Raw genomic sequence first — 15,180 nt, forward strand, 5'->3', positions numbered from 1 at the left:
ATGCTCAAGAGGCTCTTTCCGCACCCCTGGCTCACCGTCGTGCTGCTCGTATGCTGGGTCTTGCTGATGAACGACGCGTCACCGGGCAACCTGCTCCTTGGACTCGTGCTCGGCACCGCCATCGCTTACCGCGTGGGCGAAGGGCTGTGGCTCGCGCCTGTGCGCTTCGGCAGACCGTGGCTGCTCGTGCGGCTGCTGGGGCATGTGCTCTACGACATCCTCGTGGCGAATCTCGAAGTCGCGCTGCTCGTGCTCGGCCCGACGAAGCGCCTGCGCCCCGCCTTCATCGACGTGCCGCTCGACAGCACCCACGAAATCGCGCTTTCTGCGCTCATCAGCATCGTCTCGCTGAGCCCCGGCACGCTATGCGCCGAGCTTTCCGACGACCGCAGGCGCCTCGTCGTGCACGTGCTCGATCTCGAAGACGAAGCCACGCTCGTCGCCTTGATCAAGTCCCGTTACGAAGCCCCGCTCATGGAGATCTTCGCATGCTAGCTATCGTCATTCCGGTGTCGTTCGCGATCCTCGGGCTCGCGTTCCTGCTCACGCTCGTGCGCCTCGTGCGCGGGCCTTCGCTGCCCGATCGGCTTGTTGCGCTCGACACGCTCAACGTCAACGCGATCGCGCTCATCGTCGTCTACGGCATCATGCTGCGCTCGACGGTCTTCTTCGAAATCGCGCTGCTCATCGCGGTCATGGGGTTCGTGGCGACCGTCGCGTTCACGAAGTACCTGCAGCGCGGCGACATCATCGAACTGAACTAGGGCTTCGCCATGCAAACCGTCATCGAAGCGATTGTCTGCGTGCTGCTCCTGCTTGGCAGCGGGTTCACGCTGATCGGCGCGATCGGCCTCGCGCGCCTGCCCGACTTCTACATGCGCCTGCACGGGCCGACCAAATCGACCACGCTCGGCGTAGGCGGCGTCGTGCTCGCTTCCGTTGTGTACTTCAGCGCGCATAGCAATTTTGCGAGCCTGCACGAAGTGCTGATTCCGGCGTTCCTGTTTCTCACCGCGCCCATCAGCGCGCATATGCTCACGAAGGCCGGGATTCAGCAACGCGTGGCCGTTTCGTCCGTCACACGCGGACGCCCAGACGCCGCCGGCGTTGGTGCAAGCAGCGAGCGTGCGCAACGCGCGAACCCGGACGATGCCGCACAGGACTCTTGAATACCGGCGCGGAGCTTCGCGCGGGTAACGGCGTGCTACAGGCGCCGCTCATGCGGCCGCGCCGCGCCCGGTCTTGCGGGCCTCGCCCAGCACGTAATCGATGAAGGTGGACGCCGCCCGCGTGTGGTGGCGGTTCGGCATGTAGAGCATGTACATATGCGTGCCGAAAATACTCAAGCGCCACGCGTCGAGCGACGTGACGGCAGCGCCCTGGCGAATGTCGTCGTGCATCACGTAGTCGGGCACGATGCCCACGCCGAGCCCCGCGAGAATCGACTGGCGCAAAAATAGAAAGTTTTCCGAAATGATCGAGGGCTCGAGCAACACCTCGTGGCGGTCCTCGTTCAGATAACCGGCAAGGCGCAATTGCCGCCCCACCACCGTTGCCGTGATGACAGGCGCGCGCGCCAGATCTTCCAGCGTTTGCGGCATGCCGTGCTTGTCAGCCCACTGCGTGCATGCACACGCGATGTACTTCACCGGCCCCATATCGCGCGCCACGAGATTCTGCGGCGGCTCGTGCATCACGCGCACGGCAATATCGACTTCGTCGCGCAGCAGGTCTTCCACGCGATTTTCGAACATCACGTCGAGCACGATCCCGGGGTACATCCGCTTGAACTGGATGAGCCAGTCCGACATCACGAGCTGCCCGTAGCCGCTCGGCACCGAAAGCCGCACGCGCCCCTGCAGGCTCTGGCCGAGCGTGGAGACCGATTCGCGCGCGGCGAGCAACGCGTTCTGGATCGCGCGGCCGTGCTCGTAGAGCTTCAGGCCGATTTCGGTTGGCTCGACACGGCGCGTGGTGCGGCGCACGAGCTGCAGGCCGATCGACTTCTCCAGGTGGTTGAGGTGGTAGCTGACGTTCGCGCGGCTCATCTTGAGCCGGCGCGCCGCCTCGCTGAGGTTGCCCGCGTCGAGGATCTCGACGAGCAGGGTCAGCGCATTGACGTCCATGGCAACTTCCATTGTCAAAAATACTTTGACAGTCTGTCAACGAGCGATGGGATTGTCAATTACTCCTGGCGCGCCGAGAATCGACGCGAACATGAAACTTTGCCGTCTGGCCCGCCAGTCCGGCCCTCATTATGGAGACAGCATCGCCATGGCATCCGAATCCGTGAACGCCTCCCCCGTCACTCATGAACTGCGCGGCAAGGTGCTGCTCGTCACCGTGGACAATCCGCCCGTCAACGCGCTGGGCGTGGACGTGCGCCGCGGCCTCGCCGCCGCCATCGAGCATGCCGAGGCGAACGACGCCGTGCAGGCCGTGCTGATCGTCGGCGCGGGGCGCAATTTCATTGCCGGCGCGGACATTCGCGAGTTCGGCAAGCCGCCGCAGCCGCCCGCGCTGCCCGACGTCTGCAACCGCATCGAGGCCTGCCACAAGCCGGTGATCGCCGCCATTCACGGCGCGGCGCTCGGCGGCGGCCTCGAAGTGGCGCTCGCGGCCCACTACCGGCTCGCCGTGGCGGGCGCGAAGCTCGGCCTGCCCGAAGTGCAACTGGGCCTGTTGCCCGGCGCCGGCGGCACGCAACGCACGCCGCGCCTGATCGGCGCCGAAGCGGCGCTCTCGCTGATGCTGAGCGGCCGTCACGCGAGCGCGCAGGAAGCGCACAAGCTGGGCCTCGTCGACCGGGTGGGCGCGAGCGACGACATCCTCGCCGAAGGCCTCGCCTACGCGCAGGAACTGCTCGCGGGCCACACGCCGGTGCGCCGCACACGCGACGCCCAGGCGCTCGCCGATCGCGCCCAGGCGCAAGCCGCGATCGACGCCGCGCGCGCCGAGACCGCGAAGAAGTCGCGTGGCCTCTTCTCGCCGCTGAAGATCGTCGATTGCGTGCAGGCCGCGCTCGATCTTTCGTTCGACGAGGGCCTGCGCTTCGAGCGCAAGCAGTTCCTCGAATGCCTCGAAAGCCCGCAGCGCGCGGGTCTCGTGCACGCATTCTTCGCCGAGCGCGAGGTACAGAAGGCCCCGGAAACGAAGAGCGCGAAGCCGCGCGCGATCGAAACCGTCGGCGTGATCGGCGGCGGCACGATGGGCGCGGGCATTGCCGTGGCGGTGCTCGACGCAGGCCTGCCGGTGACGATGATCGAGCGCGACGACGCCTCGCTCGCGCGCGGCCGCGCCCATGTGGAAAAGGTCTACGACGGCCTCATCGCCAAGGGCCGCATGAAGCCCGAAGCGAAAGCGCAGATCCTCGCGCGCTTCAGCGGCAGCACCTCGTACGACGCGCTTGCGAACACCGATCTCGTCATCGAAGCCGTGTTCGAGGACATGGCCGTGAAGCAGGCCGTGTTCGCCGAACTCGACCGCGTGTGCAAGCCTGGCGCCGTGCTCGCGACCAACACCTCGTATCTCGACATCGACGCCATTGCGGGCAGCATCAAACGCCCGCAGGACGTGGTAGGCCTGCACTTCTTCTCGCCCGCCAACATCATGAAGCTGCTCGAAATCGTGGTGCCGAAGCAGGTGAGCGCCGATGTGGTCGCCACGGCATTCGAGCTGGCGAAGAAGCTGCGCAAGGTGCCGGTGCGCGCGGGAGTGTGCGATGGCTTCATCGGCAACCGCATTCTCGCAGTGTTCCGCACCGCTGCGGATCATCTGATGGAAGACGGCGCTTCGCCGTACCAGATCGACAAGGCCGTGCGTGACTTCGGCTTTCCGATGGGCCCGTACCAGGTGGTCGATCTCGCGGGCGGCGACATCGGCTGGGCCACGCGCAAGCGCCGCGCCGCCACGCGCGACCCGAAGGCGCGCTACGTGCAGATCGCGGACCGCATCTGCGAGCGCGGCTGGTTCGGCCAGAAGACGGGCCGCGGCTTCTATCTGTACCCGGAAGGCGCACGCACGGGCACGCCCGACCCCGAAGTCGAGTCCATCATCCGCTCCGAGCGCGAGCGCGCCGGCATCGAGCCGCGCCCCTTCAGCGACGAAGCCATCATGCGCCGCTACATGGCCGCGATGATCAACGAAGGCGCGAACGTCGTGCATGAAAAGATCGCCCTGCGTCCGCTCGATGTGGATGTCACGCTGCTCTACGGCTACGGCTTCCCGCGCTATCGCGGCGGCCCGATGAAGTACGCAGATACCGTGGGCCTCGCCAGCGTGCTCGCCGATATCCGCGAGTATGCGAAGGAAGATCCGCTGTTCTGGCGTCCTTCGCCGCTGCTCGTCGAACTGGTCGAGCGCGGCGAGAATTTCGCGAGCCTCAATCAATCGGCCTGAATGTGCCCTGAAGGAGCTTTTCACACATGGACCTCAAATTCACCGCCGAAGAAGAGGCGTTTCGCAGCGAAGTGCTCGCGTTCCTGAACGACCGCCTGCCACAGCGCCTTGCCAGCAAGGTGAGCAACGGCCGGCACCTCACGCGCGACGACATGGCGCAATGGCACGCCATCCTCCACGAAAACGGTTGGCTCGCGAACCACTGGCCGCAGGAATACGGCGGCCCCGGCTGGAGCGCCGTGCAGAAGTTCATCTTCGAGAACGAATGCGCGATTGCAGGCGCGCCGCGCATCGTGCCGTTCGGCGTGAACATGCTCGGGCCCGTGCTCATCAAGTACGGCAGCGAGGCGCAAAAGCGCTACTGGCTGCCGCGCATTCTCGACGGCTCGGACTGGTGGTGCCAGGGCTACTCGGAACCGGGCGCAGGCTCGGACCTCGCCTCGCTGCGCACGACCGCCGTTCGTGACGGCGACCACTACGTGGTGAACGGCCAGAAAACGTGGACCACGCTCGGCCACTACGCGAACATGATTTTCTGCCTCGTGCGCACCGCCACCGACGTGCGCAAGCAGGAAGGCATCAGCTTCCTGCTGATCGACATGAACACGCCGGGCATCGAAGTTCGCCCCATCGTCACGCTCGAGGGCGAACATGAGGTGAACGAAGTGTTCTTCACCGACGTCCGTGTGCCGGTGGCGAACCTGGTTGGCGAAGAAAACCGGGGCTGGACCTACGCGAAATATCTGCTCACGTACGAGCGCACGAATATCGCGGGCGTGGGCTTTTCGGTGGCGGCGCTCGCGCGCCTGAAGCGCGCCGCGCAGAAAATCACGCGCAACGGCAAGCCGCTCGCCGAAGATCCGCAATTTGCGGCGCGCATCGCAAAGGTCGAGATCGATCTGGAGAACATGAAGACGACGAACCTGCGCGTGATCGCTGCGGTGGCGGGCGGCGGCGTGCCCGGTGCGGAAAGCTCGATGCTCAAGATTCGCGGCACCGAGATCCGCCAGGAAATTTCCTCGCTGCTGCGCCGCGCGATGGGGCCGTATGCGGCGCCGTTCGTCGATGAAGCGCTCGAAGAGGGGTATACGGGCGAGGCAATCGGGCCCATTGAGGCCGCCAGCGCCGCCGCGCAATACTTCAACAACCGCAAGCTGTCGATTTTCGGCGGCTCCAACGAAATTCAGAAGAACATCATCTCCAAGATGATTCTCGGGCTTTGAGATCTTTGAGAGGCACGCCATGGACTTCCAGCACACTGAAGACCGCCGCATGCTTGCGGATACGCTCAATCGTTTCATCTCAGAGCAATACGGTTTCAATACGCGCGATACAATCGCGCGCTCCGAGGAAGGCTTTAGCGCAGACATGTGGCAGCGCTTCGCCGAACTCGGCGTGATCGGCGCGCTGTTCGACGAGGCCGATGGCGGCTTTGGCGGCGCGGGCTTCGATGTCGCCGTGGTGTTCGAAGCGCTCGGGCGCGGACTCGTGGTCGAGCCGTTCCTCGATACGCTAATCGTTGGCCGCGCGCTCGCCCGTGCGGGCAGCGAGGCGCAGCGCACGCGCATTGCCTCGTTCATCGACGGCTCGCAAATCGCCGCGCTCGCGCACGACGAACCGGGTTCGCACTACGAGGACGCACGCGTGGCGACGCGCGCGGAGAAAAGCGGCGATGGCTGGGTGCTGCAAGGCGCGAAGGGCGTCGTGCAGCATGCCGAACATGCCGACGTGCTGCTCGTTTCGGCGCGTACCTCCGGCGATGAATTCGCCGAAGCAGGCATCTCCCTCTTCCTCGTGCCGCGCGATGCAGCGGGCGTGAGCCTGCGTGGCTACCGCAAGATCGATGGCGGCCGCGCAGCGGAAGTGGCGCTCGACAACGTGAAGGTGAACGCCGATGCGCTCGTCGGAGCGCCAGGCAGCGGCTTCGCGACGCTCGAACATGCACGCGGATACGGCATCGTCGCGCTCGCATCGGAGGCCGTGGGCGCGATGGATATCGCACGCGACTTCACGCTCGAATACCTGCGCACGCGCAAGCAGTTCGGCATGCCCATCGGCAGCTTCCAGGCGCTGCAGCATCGCATGGCGGACGTGCTGCTCGAAATCGAGCAGGCCCGCTCGGCGGTCATCAACGCGGCAGCGGCGATCGACGCGCCGCGCGCGCCGCGCGAACGTGCGCTTTCGGCCGCCAAGTACACGATCGGGCGCATCGGCGCGCGCGTGGCCGAAGAAGCGATCCAGCTGCACGGCGGCATTGGCATGACGTGGGAATTGCCGCTCGCGCACTATGCAAAGCGGCTCGTGATGATCGATCATCAGCTTGGCGACGAGGATCATCATCTCGCGCGCTACATCGCATTGGGGCGTGAGGCGGCGTGAGCCATGAGGGGCGACTGCGTTGCCCCGACAACGAACCAGGAGTACCTCTTGATGCAGACGGACAAAAGCAGCTTGCCGCTATCGGGCGTGCGCGTGCTCGATCTTTCGCGTGTGCTGGCCGGACCGTGGAGCGCGATGGTGCTTGGCGACCTCGGCGCGGAAGTCATCAAGATCGAGCATCCCGAGCGTGGCGACGACACGCGCGACTGGGGTGTGCGCGTCGGCAAAACCGAGACTGCCTATTTCAACAGCGTGAATCGCAACAAGCGTTCGATCACGCTCGATCTGCAAACGCCCGAAGGCCAGCAGATCGTGCGCGAGCTGGCGAAAACCAGCGACATCGTCGTTCAGAACTTTAAGTTCGGCGGTGCGGAAAAGCTCGGGCTCGGCTATGAACAGCTGAGCGCGGAGAATCCGCGTCTCATCTATTGCTCGATTTCGGGCTATGACCGCACGGGACCGGAAGCGAAACGCCCTGGCTACGACCTCGTCGTGCAGGGTGAAACGGGCCTCATGGCGATGAACGGCGAAGCGCACCAGCCGCCGCTCAAATTCGGTGTAGCGGCCGTGGATCTTTTCACGGGCATGTATTCCGCACAGGCGATGCTCGCCGCGCTCTACGAGCGCGAGCGCACGGGCCGCGGGCGCCACATCGAGATGGCGCTGTTCGACTGCGGCCTCATGATTACCGCTTACTACGGCCTCGAAGCGCTGCTGATCGGCGAGGACCCGCCGCGTTACGGCAATGCGCACCCGTCGATCGTGCCGTATGGCGTATTCGATGCGGCCGACGGCCCGCTCGTCATCACCGTGGGCAACAACGCGCAGTTCGAGCGCTTTTGCCGCGAGGTGATCGAGCGCGCCGACCTCGCCGACGACGCCCGCTACAAGACCAACATCCTGCGCGGACAGAACCGCGAAACGCTCGTGCCCGAACTCACGCGCGAACTGGGCAGCCGCCCGCGCAAACTGCTGCTCGAACGGCTTGCGCGCGCGGGCATTCCGTGCGGCGAAGTGGCGGGCTTGCGCGAGGCGCTGCTGTCGCCGCGCGCAACGCGTGGCGGGCTCGTCACGCAGCAGCCGCATCCGCATACCGAAAGCGGCACGACGCCGGTGCTCGCGCCGCCGTGGCGCTTCGACGGCGAACGCCTGCCCGTGCGGCACGCGCCTCCGCAACTGGGCGAAGGCACGCAGGAGGTCCTGCAGACGATGCTCGGTTATTCGGCGGAACAGCTGGCCGGGTTGAAGGAGAAAGGCGTTATCTGAATCTGGTCCCGGTCTTACCCGGACGCGCTGGCGCGATCGGCCAAGACGCCGCCAATCCGCCGCCACCCCGCCGCGTCGCCGCCGCGCGACGCGGCCCCCACCTTCGCCCCCTCTCCGCGCCCCGCCCGGCCTCGCGTCGCACGTAGTTGCGCGCGCCCGGTTATATTGCGCCTGATGGTCCCGCACGCCGCTTGCGGTCAGTTGCGAACGGCCGCCCGTCCAATCTCGCGCCCGTCCCGCGAGCCCCAGCAAACGAACCCGCCCCGCTCATGGAGCACGCCTACGATCATCTGCTGCACCTGCTCGCCGCGCACGCGACGTGGACGCTCGCCTTTGTCGTGGTCGCCGCTTTCCTCGAATCGCTCGCGTTCATCGGCACGTTCATTCCCGGCAGCACGGCGATGTTCATTGCCGGCGCGTTCGCCGCCACCGGCACGATCAACCTCGGCTGGCTCTTCGTCTGCGCCATTGCGGGCGCCGTGGCCGGCGACGGCGTGAGTTTCTGGATCGGCCATCGCTACCGCGGCTCGCTGGCCCAGATGTGGCCGTTCAGCCGCCACCCCGCCATTCTCGAGCGCGCGCACGCCTACTTCGTGAGCCACGGCACGCGCAGCGTGATCCTCGCGCGCTTCATCGCGCCGCTGCGCGCCGTCGTGCCGATCGTCGCGGGCATGGCCGGCATGAAGCCCATGCGCTTCTTCATGATGAACGTGATTTCCGCGCTCGTCTGGGCGCCCGCGCATATCGTGCCGGGCGTCGTGTTCGGCGCCTCGCTCCAGCTCGCGGGCGCGGTGTCGTTCCGGCTGGTGGTCGTCATCGGCATCGTCGCGCTTGCGGTCTGGCTCATCTGGCGCTTCGTACGCATGCTGCTCCTGCACATCGACAACTGGGCCGGCGCGTCGCGGCGCAGCGCGGCGCAGTGGGCGGCGCAGCATCCCGGACGCGCCTCGAAGCGCATCGCCCGTCTGCTCGACCCGGCGCAGCCCGCGCTCGGCCCCGTCATCGTCATCACGGGCCTCGTGCCGGTCTGCGCGGCCGTATTTTCCTATGTGCTCGGCAACGTGCTGCGCGGCGCGCCGCTCGTGCAGATCGACCAGTCCGTGCGCCAGTTCCTGCAATCGATCCGCACCACCTGGGCCGACGCGGCCCTCGCGCGCGTCGAAACGCTCGGCAGCACCTGGACGCTCGCGGCGCTCGTCGCGACGGTGGGCATATGGATGGTGCTGGAGCGGCGTTGGCGCACCATCGCTTACTGGATGATCGCGGCGGCCGTTTCGCAGTTGCTCATCCTCATCCTGCGCTTCGCGATCCACCATGCGACGCCGGGCGGCGGCCAGGCCGTCGAGGCCTATGTGTTCCCGAGCGACCGCGTGTCGTCGATGGTGATCGTCTACGGCTTCGTGATGTTCCTGCTCGTGCGCCGCGCGAGCATGCTGGAGGCCGCGCTCGTCGCCGCGCTCGGCAACGGGATCGTCGTGGCCGTGGCGTTCGCGGGGCTCTACTTCGACCGCTTCCTGTTCTCGGACGCCATCGGCGGCGCGGCCTTCGCCGCGATCTGGGTGGCGATCGTGGTGCTCACCTCGCTCTGGCGCTATCCCAAGCGGCCGCCGCAACGCGCATATGTGCCGCCCATCGTGCTGATCGTGCTGGTCGGCGCCGTTCTGCTGCAGACGGTGCCGGCCGGGCGCATGCCCGCGCCGCCCACGACCGCTGCGACGGCGCCTGTCGTCCTCTCGCAAATGCAGTGGAGCGATTCGCTGTGGAGGACGTTTGCCTGCTATCGCTTCGACATGAAAGGCGCGCGCCGCGAGCCGATGACGATCCAGTGGGCCGCGAGCGCCGACGACCTGCGCGCGGCGCTGCGCGACGCGGGCTGGGCCGAAGGTCCGCAGATTTCGGTGAGGAGCGTGCTATCGCTTGTCGCACCGAACGTGGACGTGCTGTCGCTGCCGCTGCTGCCGAAGCTGAACAACGGCCTGCCCTCGCCGCTCGTGTTCGCCCGCGCGCGCCTCGCCGGGAAGCCGGGCGACGCGGGCGAGCCGGGCAGCCGCCGCGACGTGCTGCGCTTCTGGCCTTCGGGCTACGCGCTCGCGCCGCGGCGCAATGGAAACGGCAATGGCGATGGCCACGCGGGCGACGGCGAGGCCACGCCGATCTGGGTCGGCTCGCTCGTCCACGAGCGGCTGCGGCGCGGGTCGTGGCCGTTCAACGTGGTCACGACCTATCCCGACGACGTTTCCGACCTCAGCGCCCCTGGCCAGCCGGCGGGCTGGCGCACGCTCGCGCTGCCGGGCGATGTGGGCTGCGAAGGGCGGCCCGTGAAGCTGATCGTGCAGGGCGGCCGCTGAAAGGGCAATTGAAGGCTCAGGCCGTGCTCTCGCCCCAGCTTCCCGTGGTATGGAAGCGGTCGATGCGCTTGCGCGCGTCCGCGTAGGCGGCGTCGAGCGCGGCGTCGGGGCCCGTGTAGTTGCGCATCATGTCGTGAAAGCGCACGCTGCGCCCTTCGACATGGGCGTCCGCGCCGTGGCGGCAGATGTAGCCGCTGTAGTGGAACAGCGGCTCGGGCGCGCGCGGCCCGAACGCCGGAATCGGCAGTACCCAGATCTCGAAGCCTTCATGCTCGGTGTGGTCCCACATGGTGTGTCTCCTGTCGATCCGGAGTTTGCGCTTCAGCGCTTACTCCGGTCCCATGCAAAGCTGTCGATCCGGAGTTAGCGCTTCAGCGCTTACTCCGGCCTGCCCGTCAGGGCACGTCGATATCACTGTCACATCCTCGCACGGCACCCCTCTCGCCTGCAAACGGCCGTTTTCCCCGAGTTTGGCTAAACTATGCGGGCACAGCAGAACCCCAACCCGACTCAGGACTCACGAGCGATACCCCATATCATGACGCCGGCCTCTCTCACGCAGGAACCGCAGTCCGTCTCCAGCGCCGTCACGCGCAACGCCTTCTTCATCGTCGCGACCGTCAACGACGACGCCGCGAGCCGCGCCACCGTGCGCGGCTGGTGCGCCGACGTCGCCAACCTCGTGCGCGCGGTCGGCAAGCGCGTGCCCGCCGGCAATCTGTCGTGCGTGGTCGGCTTTTCGTCCGACGCATGGGACAAGCTGTTCGGCGAACCGCGCCCGGCCGGCCTGCACCCGTTCCGCGAATTCGGCACGGGCGAGCGCAAGGCCATCGCCACGCCCGGCGACATCCTGCTGCACATTCGCGCCGACGAAACCGACCTGTGTTTCGAACTGGCCACCCAGCTCATGACGCGCCTGGAAGGCGCGGTCACGACCGTGGACGAAGTGCACGGCTTTCGCAATTTCGACATGCGCGCGATGATCGGCTTCGTCGACGGCACCGAGAATCCGACGGGCAACGAAGCCGTCCATTTCACGGTGATCGGCGAAAACGAAGATCCCGAATTCTGCGGCGGCAGCTACGTGCTCGTGCAGAAGTACATGCACGACATGAAAGGCTGGAACGCGCTTGCCGTGGAGGCCCAGGAGCACATCATCGGCCGCACCAAGCTCCAGGACATCGAACTGGACGAAGCCGTGAAGCCGAGCTGGTCGCACAGCTCGCTCACCACGCTCGAAGACGACGCGGGCAACGAGATCAAGATCCTGCGCGACAACATGCCGTTCGGCCGGCCCGGCTCGGCCGAATTCGGCACCTACTTCATCGGCTACGCGCGCTCGCCCGAGCCGATCGAACAGATGCTCGAAAACATGTTCGTCGGCCTGCCGCCCGGCAACTACGACCGGCTGCTCGACTTCAGCCGCGCCGTCACGGGGGGTCTCTTCTTCGTGCCGTCGCAGACGCTGCTCGAAGCGCTCGCCGAAGTCGACCCGGGCGCCGCGCCCACCATCGAGGTGAGCGCCGGCCATGCATCGGAAACAGCAACCGAGCCTGCCGCCGCGCCCGGCGCGGACGGCTCGCTCGCCATCGGATCCCTCAAAGGAGCACCCCGGTATGAATAACCTCCATCGCGAGCTGGCGCCCATTTCCACGGCCGCGTGGTCGCAAATCGAAGAAGAAGTCGCGCGCACCTTCAAGCGCTCGCTCGCGGGCCGCCGCGTCGTGGACGTCGAGGGCCCCGGCGGCCCGGCGCTCGCGGCAGTCGGCACCGGGCACCAGAACGGCATCGAAGCGCCGCTCGAAGGCATCCGCGCGCGCCAGCGCGAAGTGAAGGCGATCGTGGAACTGCGGGTGCCGTTCGAACTCTCGCGCGACGCCATCGATGACGTGGAGCGCGGCGCCGAAGACTCCGACTGGCAGCCGGCCAAGGACGCGGCCACGCACCTCGCGTTCGCGGAAGACCGCGCGATTTTCGACGGCTACACGGCCGCGCAGATCACCGGCATTCGCGAAGGCTCGTCGAACCCGATCCTGCCGATGCCGGCCGATATCGCCGACTACCCGACGGTCATCGCCAAGGCGCTCGAACAGTTGCGCCTGCAGGGCGTGGACGGCCCGTATGCGGTGCTGCTCGGCTCCGATGCGTACACGGCTGTGAGCGAAGCGAGCGACATGGGCTATCCGATTCTCGAGCACATTCGCCGCCTCGTGAACGGCGAGATCATCTGGGCGCCGGCCATCGAGGGCGGCGCGATCCTGAGCACGCGTGGCGGCGATTTCGCATTCCACCTCGGGCAGGATGTGTCGATTGGGTATTCGTCGCATGACGACAAGAGCGTGAAGCTGTATCTGCAGGAGAGCTTCACGTTCATGATGCTGACTTCCGAGGCTTCGGTGGCGGTGAAGCCGGAGTGAGCCTGCGCTGATTCTTGCAGGCCACGAAAAAGGGGCGCTTCCTGGCGAGCGCCCCTTTTTTCATGCCTCGCCGCTAGCGGCGTTCGCGATTACTGATAGAAGCTCACCGTCACGACCGCCGAGCGGCCCGGCGCCCAGGTTGCGTAGATCGGGTACGCGCTCTGGTAGTACTCCTTGTCGAAGATGTTGTTCACGTTGAGCTGCAGATCGATCTTCTTCGACACACGCCACGTCGCCGCAGCGTCGAAGCGCGCATAGCCCGGCGTCCACTTGCGCGACGTCGCCGAAACCGATGCATACGTCAGGCTCGAAACCGTTGCGCCCGCACCCACCGTGAGCTTCGACAGCACGTCGTAGCTCGTCCACAGCGTGAAGTTGTGCTTGGGCACCATCACCATCGGCAAGCCGGAGAGCGCGGGGCTGGCAGGGCCGGCATCGGTCGTGATCGCATCGAGGTACGAATAGCCGCCGAACACCGACCACTTGTTCGTCACGTTGCCCGCGAAGCCAAATTCGAAGCCGCGCACGCGCTGCGAGCCCGCATTGATCGTGCCGCCCAGGCCGTCGCTCACGCGCGCGTTGGTCTTGTCGGTCTGGAACAACGCCGTGGTGAGCGAGAGGCGCTGATCGAGCACGTCCCACTTCGCGCCCACTTCGATATTGCGCGAGCGCTCGGGCGCGAGATCCTTGTTCGTGGCCGTGATCTGATCCGTGCCGCCGCCAAGGCCCGAATTCGAGCCCGGCGGATTCGCCGAGGTGCCGTACGACGCATAGAGGCTCAAGGTCGGCACGGGCTTGAACACGAGGCCGAACTGGTAGCTGAAGAGATTCGACGTGTTCGACAGATCGGCCACGCCCGCCTGCTGCGCGCTCACGTCATAGCGGTCGAAGCGCAAGCCCGCATTGAAGATCCAGCGCTCGGAAAGCTGCACGCTGTCGAACAGGTACGCCGAAGCGATATTCGTCTGCGTATGCGTGGCAGGCCCCGGGAAGCCCTTGTCGCCATTGAGGACGATGCTGCCCGTCCACGGATTGTTCGGGTTCCAGTTGTTGATCGATGCGCAGTTATACGCAACCGAGCACGGGCCGCCCGAGCGGATATTGTTGCCCGCCGAATCGCTCACGAGATAGCCCTCGTACAGGTCCTGCTCGTGGCTGAATTCCACGCCTGCCGTGAACGTGTGGCGCATGCCGTACAGGTCGAACTTGCCGTTCGCCTCGGTCTGGTTCGCGACGCTGTTGGTCGCGTACTTGCCGCTCTTGGCCTGCAGGCTGAGGATGTTCGAGGCCGCGCTCGTCAACTGCGGATTGGTCGCCACGTAGTCGAGTGTCGAGCGGCCGAACATCGTCGTGTTCTTGATCTTCCACGCGTCGTTGATGCGGTGCTCCACCTTCACTTCGCCCGTGTCGGTCTGGCCGTAGCGGTAGTCGCGCGTGTTCAGGCCGTAGAACTGGCCGCGGTTGGACGACACCGGCGTGCCGCCCGTCGAGCGGAACGGCACGCTGAAGTCGGGCATGTCGTAGGTGTTCAGGTGGTAGTAGCTCACCGTGACCGTGGTCGGCGTGTTCAGGCCGAACGCTATCGAGGGCGCCACGCCCCAGCGTTTGCTGTACACGTCGGTGCGACCCGCCTGGTCGGCGTCGTGGCCCATGGCGTTCAGGCGGAACGCGGTGGTGTCGTTGAGCGTCTGGTTCCAGTCGATGGTGGCGCGCCGGTAGCTATCGGTGCCAAGGCCCACGCTGCCGTTGATGAAGTTGTCGGCCTGCGGCGTCTTCGTCGTGATGTCGATGCTGCCGCCGACCGACCCGCGCCCGGCATACACCGAGTCCGGACCCTTGATGACGCTGATGTTCTGCACGTCGAAGGTTTCGCGGTTCTGCACGCCCGAGTCGCGCATGCCGTCCACGAAGATCGAGTTGCGCGACTCGAAGCCGCGAATCACGGGCCGGTCCGCAGACGGATTCGCCGCCGCGTCGCCGCCCAGGAAGGTGATGCCGGGCACCGTGCGCAGCGCGTCCTGGAACGTCGTGACGTTCTTCTCCTTCAGCACTTGCTCTGGAATCACCGTGATGGAGCGCGGCGTGTCGATGAGCGGCGCGGTGAACTTGTACGACTCGAGCGTTTTGGTCTGCATGTCGGAAGGCGCCGAAACGACCTTCACGGCGGGCAGCGTGCTTTCCGCGGCCGCGGTGGACGATGCCGGCGTTGCCGCCGCTGCACTCGCGGCGGCGGGGCTATCGGCGGCGGGCGCGGTCTGCGCGTGCGCGAGAGGCGATGCGAAGAAACCGGAGCAATAGAGCGCAGCGACGGAGGCGATGGCGCGCATCCGCGTCGGGAAATGGACGGACATGAGTAAGCGTGTTGGTCGGCG

13 protein-coding genes are annotated in these 15,180 nt (G+C 66.3%); 10 read left to right on the top strand and 3 right to left on the bottom strand.

Translation table 11 applies throughout. The features are described from left to right. From A3CW_RS0104950 to A3CW_RS0104960, 3 genes are read left to right on the top strand one after another with little or no spacing between them, the layout of a single operon-like run. Positions 1-495, top strand: a complete 495-nt coding sequence (locus A3CW_RS0104950; RefSeq protein ID WP_028202568.1) for a Na+/H+ antiporter subunit E — start codon at positions 1-3, stop codon at positions 493-495. After that, entirely contained in the window at positions 489-764 is a 276-nt protein-coding gene (locus A3CW_RS0104955) for a K+/H+ antiporter subunit F (RefSeq protein ID WP_028202569.1), read from the top strand. The genes A3CW_RS0104950 and A3CW_RS0104955 overlap by 7 nt, the downstream gene beginning before the upstream one ends. A gap of 9 nt (positions 765-773) precedes the next feature. After that, complete coding sequence (locus tag A3CW_RS0104960) at positions 774-1,169, top strand: Na+/H+ antiporter subunit G (RefSeq protein WP_028202570.1); 396 nt, start codon at positions 774-776, stop codon at positions 1,167-1,169. A 48-nt stretch (positions 1,170-1,217) separates the two neighbouring features. Here the strand turns inward: A3CW_RS0104960 and A3CW_RS0104965 are convergent, their stop codons facing one another. Further along, entirely contained in the window at positions 1,218-2,126 is a 909-nt protein-coding gene (locus tag A3CW_RS0104965) for a LysR family transcriptional regulator (RefSeq protein WP_028202571.1), read from the bottom strand. A 148-nt stretch (positions 2,127-2,274) separates the two neighbouring features. On the opposite strand from A3CW_RS0104965, the gene A3CW_RS0104970 reads away from it, so the two are divergent. From A3CW_RS0104970 to A3CW_RS0104990, 5 genes are all read left to right on the top strand, one after another. Beyond that, positions 2,275-4,398, top strand: coding sequence for a 3-hydroxyacyl-CoA dehydrogenase NAD-binding domain-containing protein (locus A3CW_RS0104970; RefSeq protein ID WP_028202572.1), 2,124 nt, complete (start codon positions 2,275-2,277; stop codon positions 4,396-4,398). Positions 4,399-4,424: 26 nt separating this feature from the next. Beyond that, positions 4,425-5,621 carry an acyl-CoA dehydrogenase family protein gene (locus A3CW_RS0104975; protein WP_028202573.1) on the top strand — a complete coding sequence of 399 codons (1,197 nt, stop codon included), beginning with the start codon at positions 4,425-4,427 and terminating at the stop codon, positions 5,619-5,621. Positions 5,622-5,640: 19 nt separating this feature from the next. Further along, positions 5,641-6,777 carry an acyl-CoA dehydrogenase family protein gene (locus tag A3CW_RS0104980; protein WP_028202574.1) on the top strand — a complete coding sequence of 379 codons (1,137 nt, stop codon included), beginning with the start codon at positions 5,641-5,643 and terminating at the stop codon, positions 6,775-6,777. A 51-nt stretch (positions 6,778-6,828) separates the two neighbouring features. Next, positions 6,829-8,043 carry a CaiB/BaiF CoA transferase family protein gene (locus A3CW_RS0104985; RefSeq protein WP_028202575.1) on the top strand — a complete coding sequence of 405 codons (1,215 nt, stop codon included), beginning with the start codon at positions 6,829-6,831 and terminating at the stop codon, positions 8,041-8,043. A gap of 269 nt (positions 8,044-8,312) precedes the next feature. Beyond that, a complete protein-coding gene (locus tag A3CW_RS0104990) occupies positions 8,313-10,391 on the top strand; it encodes a VTT domain-containing protein (RefSeq protein ID WP_028202576.1) in 2,079 nt (692 codons plus the stop codon). Positions 10,392-10,407: 16 nt separating this feature from the next. On the opposite strand, the gene A3CW_RS45305 is transcribed toward A3CW_RS0104990, so the two are convergent. Continuing rightward, entirely contained in the window at positions 10,408-10,680 is a 273-nt protein-coding gene (locus A3CW_RS45305; protein WP_051481238.1) for a hypothetical protein, read from the bottom strand. A 249-nt stretch (positions 10,681-10,929) separates the two neighbouring features. Here A3CW_RS45305 and A3CW_RS0105000 point away from each other — a divergent pair, with 249 nt between their 5' ends. Further along, complete coding sequence (locus tag A3CW_RS0105000; protein ID WP_028202577.1) at positions 10,930-12,015, top strand: Dyp-type peroxidase; 1,086 nt, start codon at positions 10,930-10,932, stop codon at positions 12,013-12,015. After that, on the top strand, positions 12,008-12,808 hold the full coding sequence (locus A3CW_RS0105005) for a family 1 encapsulin nanocompartment shell protein (RefSeq protein ID WP_028202578.1): 801 nt from the start codon (positions 12,008-12,010) through the stop codon (positions 12,806-12,808). Before A3CW_RS0105000 ends, A3CW_RS0105005 begins: the two co-directional genes overlap by 8 nt. Positions 12,809-12,897: 89 nt before the next feature. Here A3CW_RS0105005 and A3CW_RS0105010 read toward each other — a convergent pair whose 3' ends face one another. After that, complete coding sequence (locus tag A3CW_RS0105010) at positions 12,898-15,159, bottom strand: TonB-dependent receptor (RefSeq protein ID WP_028202579.1); 2,262 nt, start codon at positions 15,157-15,159, stop codon at positions 12,898-12,900. Positions 15,160-15,180: the final 21 nt, after the last annotated feature.

Source organism: Paraburkholderia nodosa DSM 21604, from assembly GCF_000519185.1.
Taxonomy (GTDB): Bacteria; Pseudomonadota; Gammaproteobacteria; order Burkholderiales; family Burkholderiaceae; genus Paraburkholderia; species Paraburkholderia nodosa.

Bases quoted from the DNA above. Each gene is read 5' to 3' on its own strand.
- A3CW_RS0104980 (WP_028202574.1), top strand. From the start codon at position 5,641: ATGGACTTCCAGCACACTGAAGACCGCCGCATGCTTGCGGATACGCTC.
- A3CW_RS0105010 (WP_028202579.1), bottom strand. From the start codon at position 15,159: ATGTCCGTCCATTTCCCGACGCGGATGCGCGCCATCGCCTCCGTCGCT.
- A3CW_RS0104955 (WP_028202569.1), top strand. From the start codon at position 489: ATGCTAGCTATCGTCATTCCGGTGTCGTTCGCGATCCTCGGGCTCGCG.
- A3CW_RS0104965 (WP_028202571.1), bottom strand. From the start codon at position 2,126: ATGGACGTCAATGCGCTGACCCTGCTCGTCGAGATCCTCGACGCGGGC.
- A3CW_RS0104985 (WP_028202575.1), top strand. From the start codon at position 6,829: ATGCAGACGGACAAAAGCAGCTTGCCGCTATCGGGCGTGCGCGTGCTC.
- A3CW_RS0104970 (WP_028202572.1), top strand. From the start codon at position 2,275: ATGGCATCCGAATCCGTGAACGCCTCCCCCGTCACTCATGAACTGCGC.
- A3CW_RS0104950 (WP_028202568.1), top strand. From the start codon at position 1: ATGCTCAAGAGGCTCTTTCCGCACCCCTGGCTCACCGTCGTGCTGCTC.
- A3CW_RS0105005 (WP_028202578.1), top strand. From the start codon at position 12,008: ATGAATAACCTCCATCGCGAGCTGGCGCCCATTTCCACGGCCGCGTGG.
- A3CW_RS45305 (WP_051481238.1), bottom strand. From the start codon at position 10,680: ATGTGGGACCACACCGAGCATGAAGGCTTCGAGATCTGGGTACTGCCG.
- A3CW_RS0105000 (WP_028202577.1), top strand. From the start codon at position 10,930: ATGACGCCGGCCTCTCTCACGCAGGAACCGCAGTCCGTCTCCAGCGCC.
- A3CW_RS0104975 (WP_028202573.1), top strand. From the start codon at position 4,425: ATGGACCTCAAATTCACCGCCGAAGAAGAGGCGTTTCGCAGCGAAGTG.
- A3CW_RS0104990 (WP_028202576.1), top strand. From the start codon at position 8,313: ATGGAGCACGCCTACGATCATCTGCTGCACCTGCTCGCCGCGCACGCG.
- A3CW_RS0104960 (WP_028202570.1), top strand. From the start codon at position 774: ATGCAAACCGTCATCGAAGCGATTGTCTGCGTGCTGCTCCTGCTTGGC.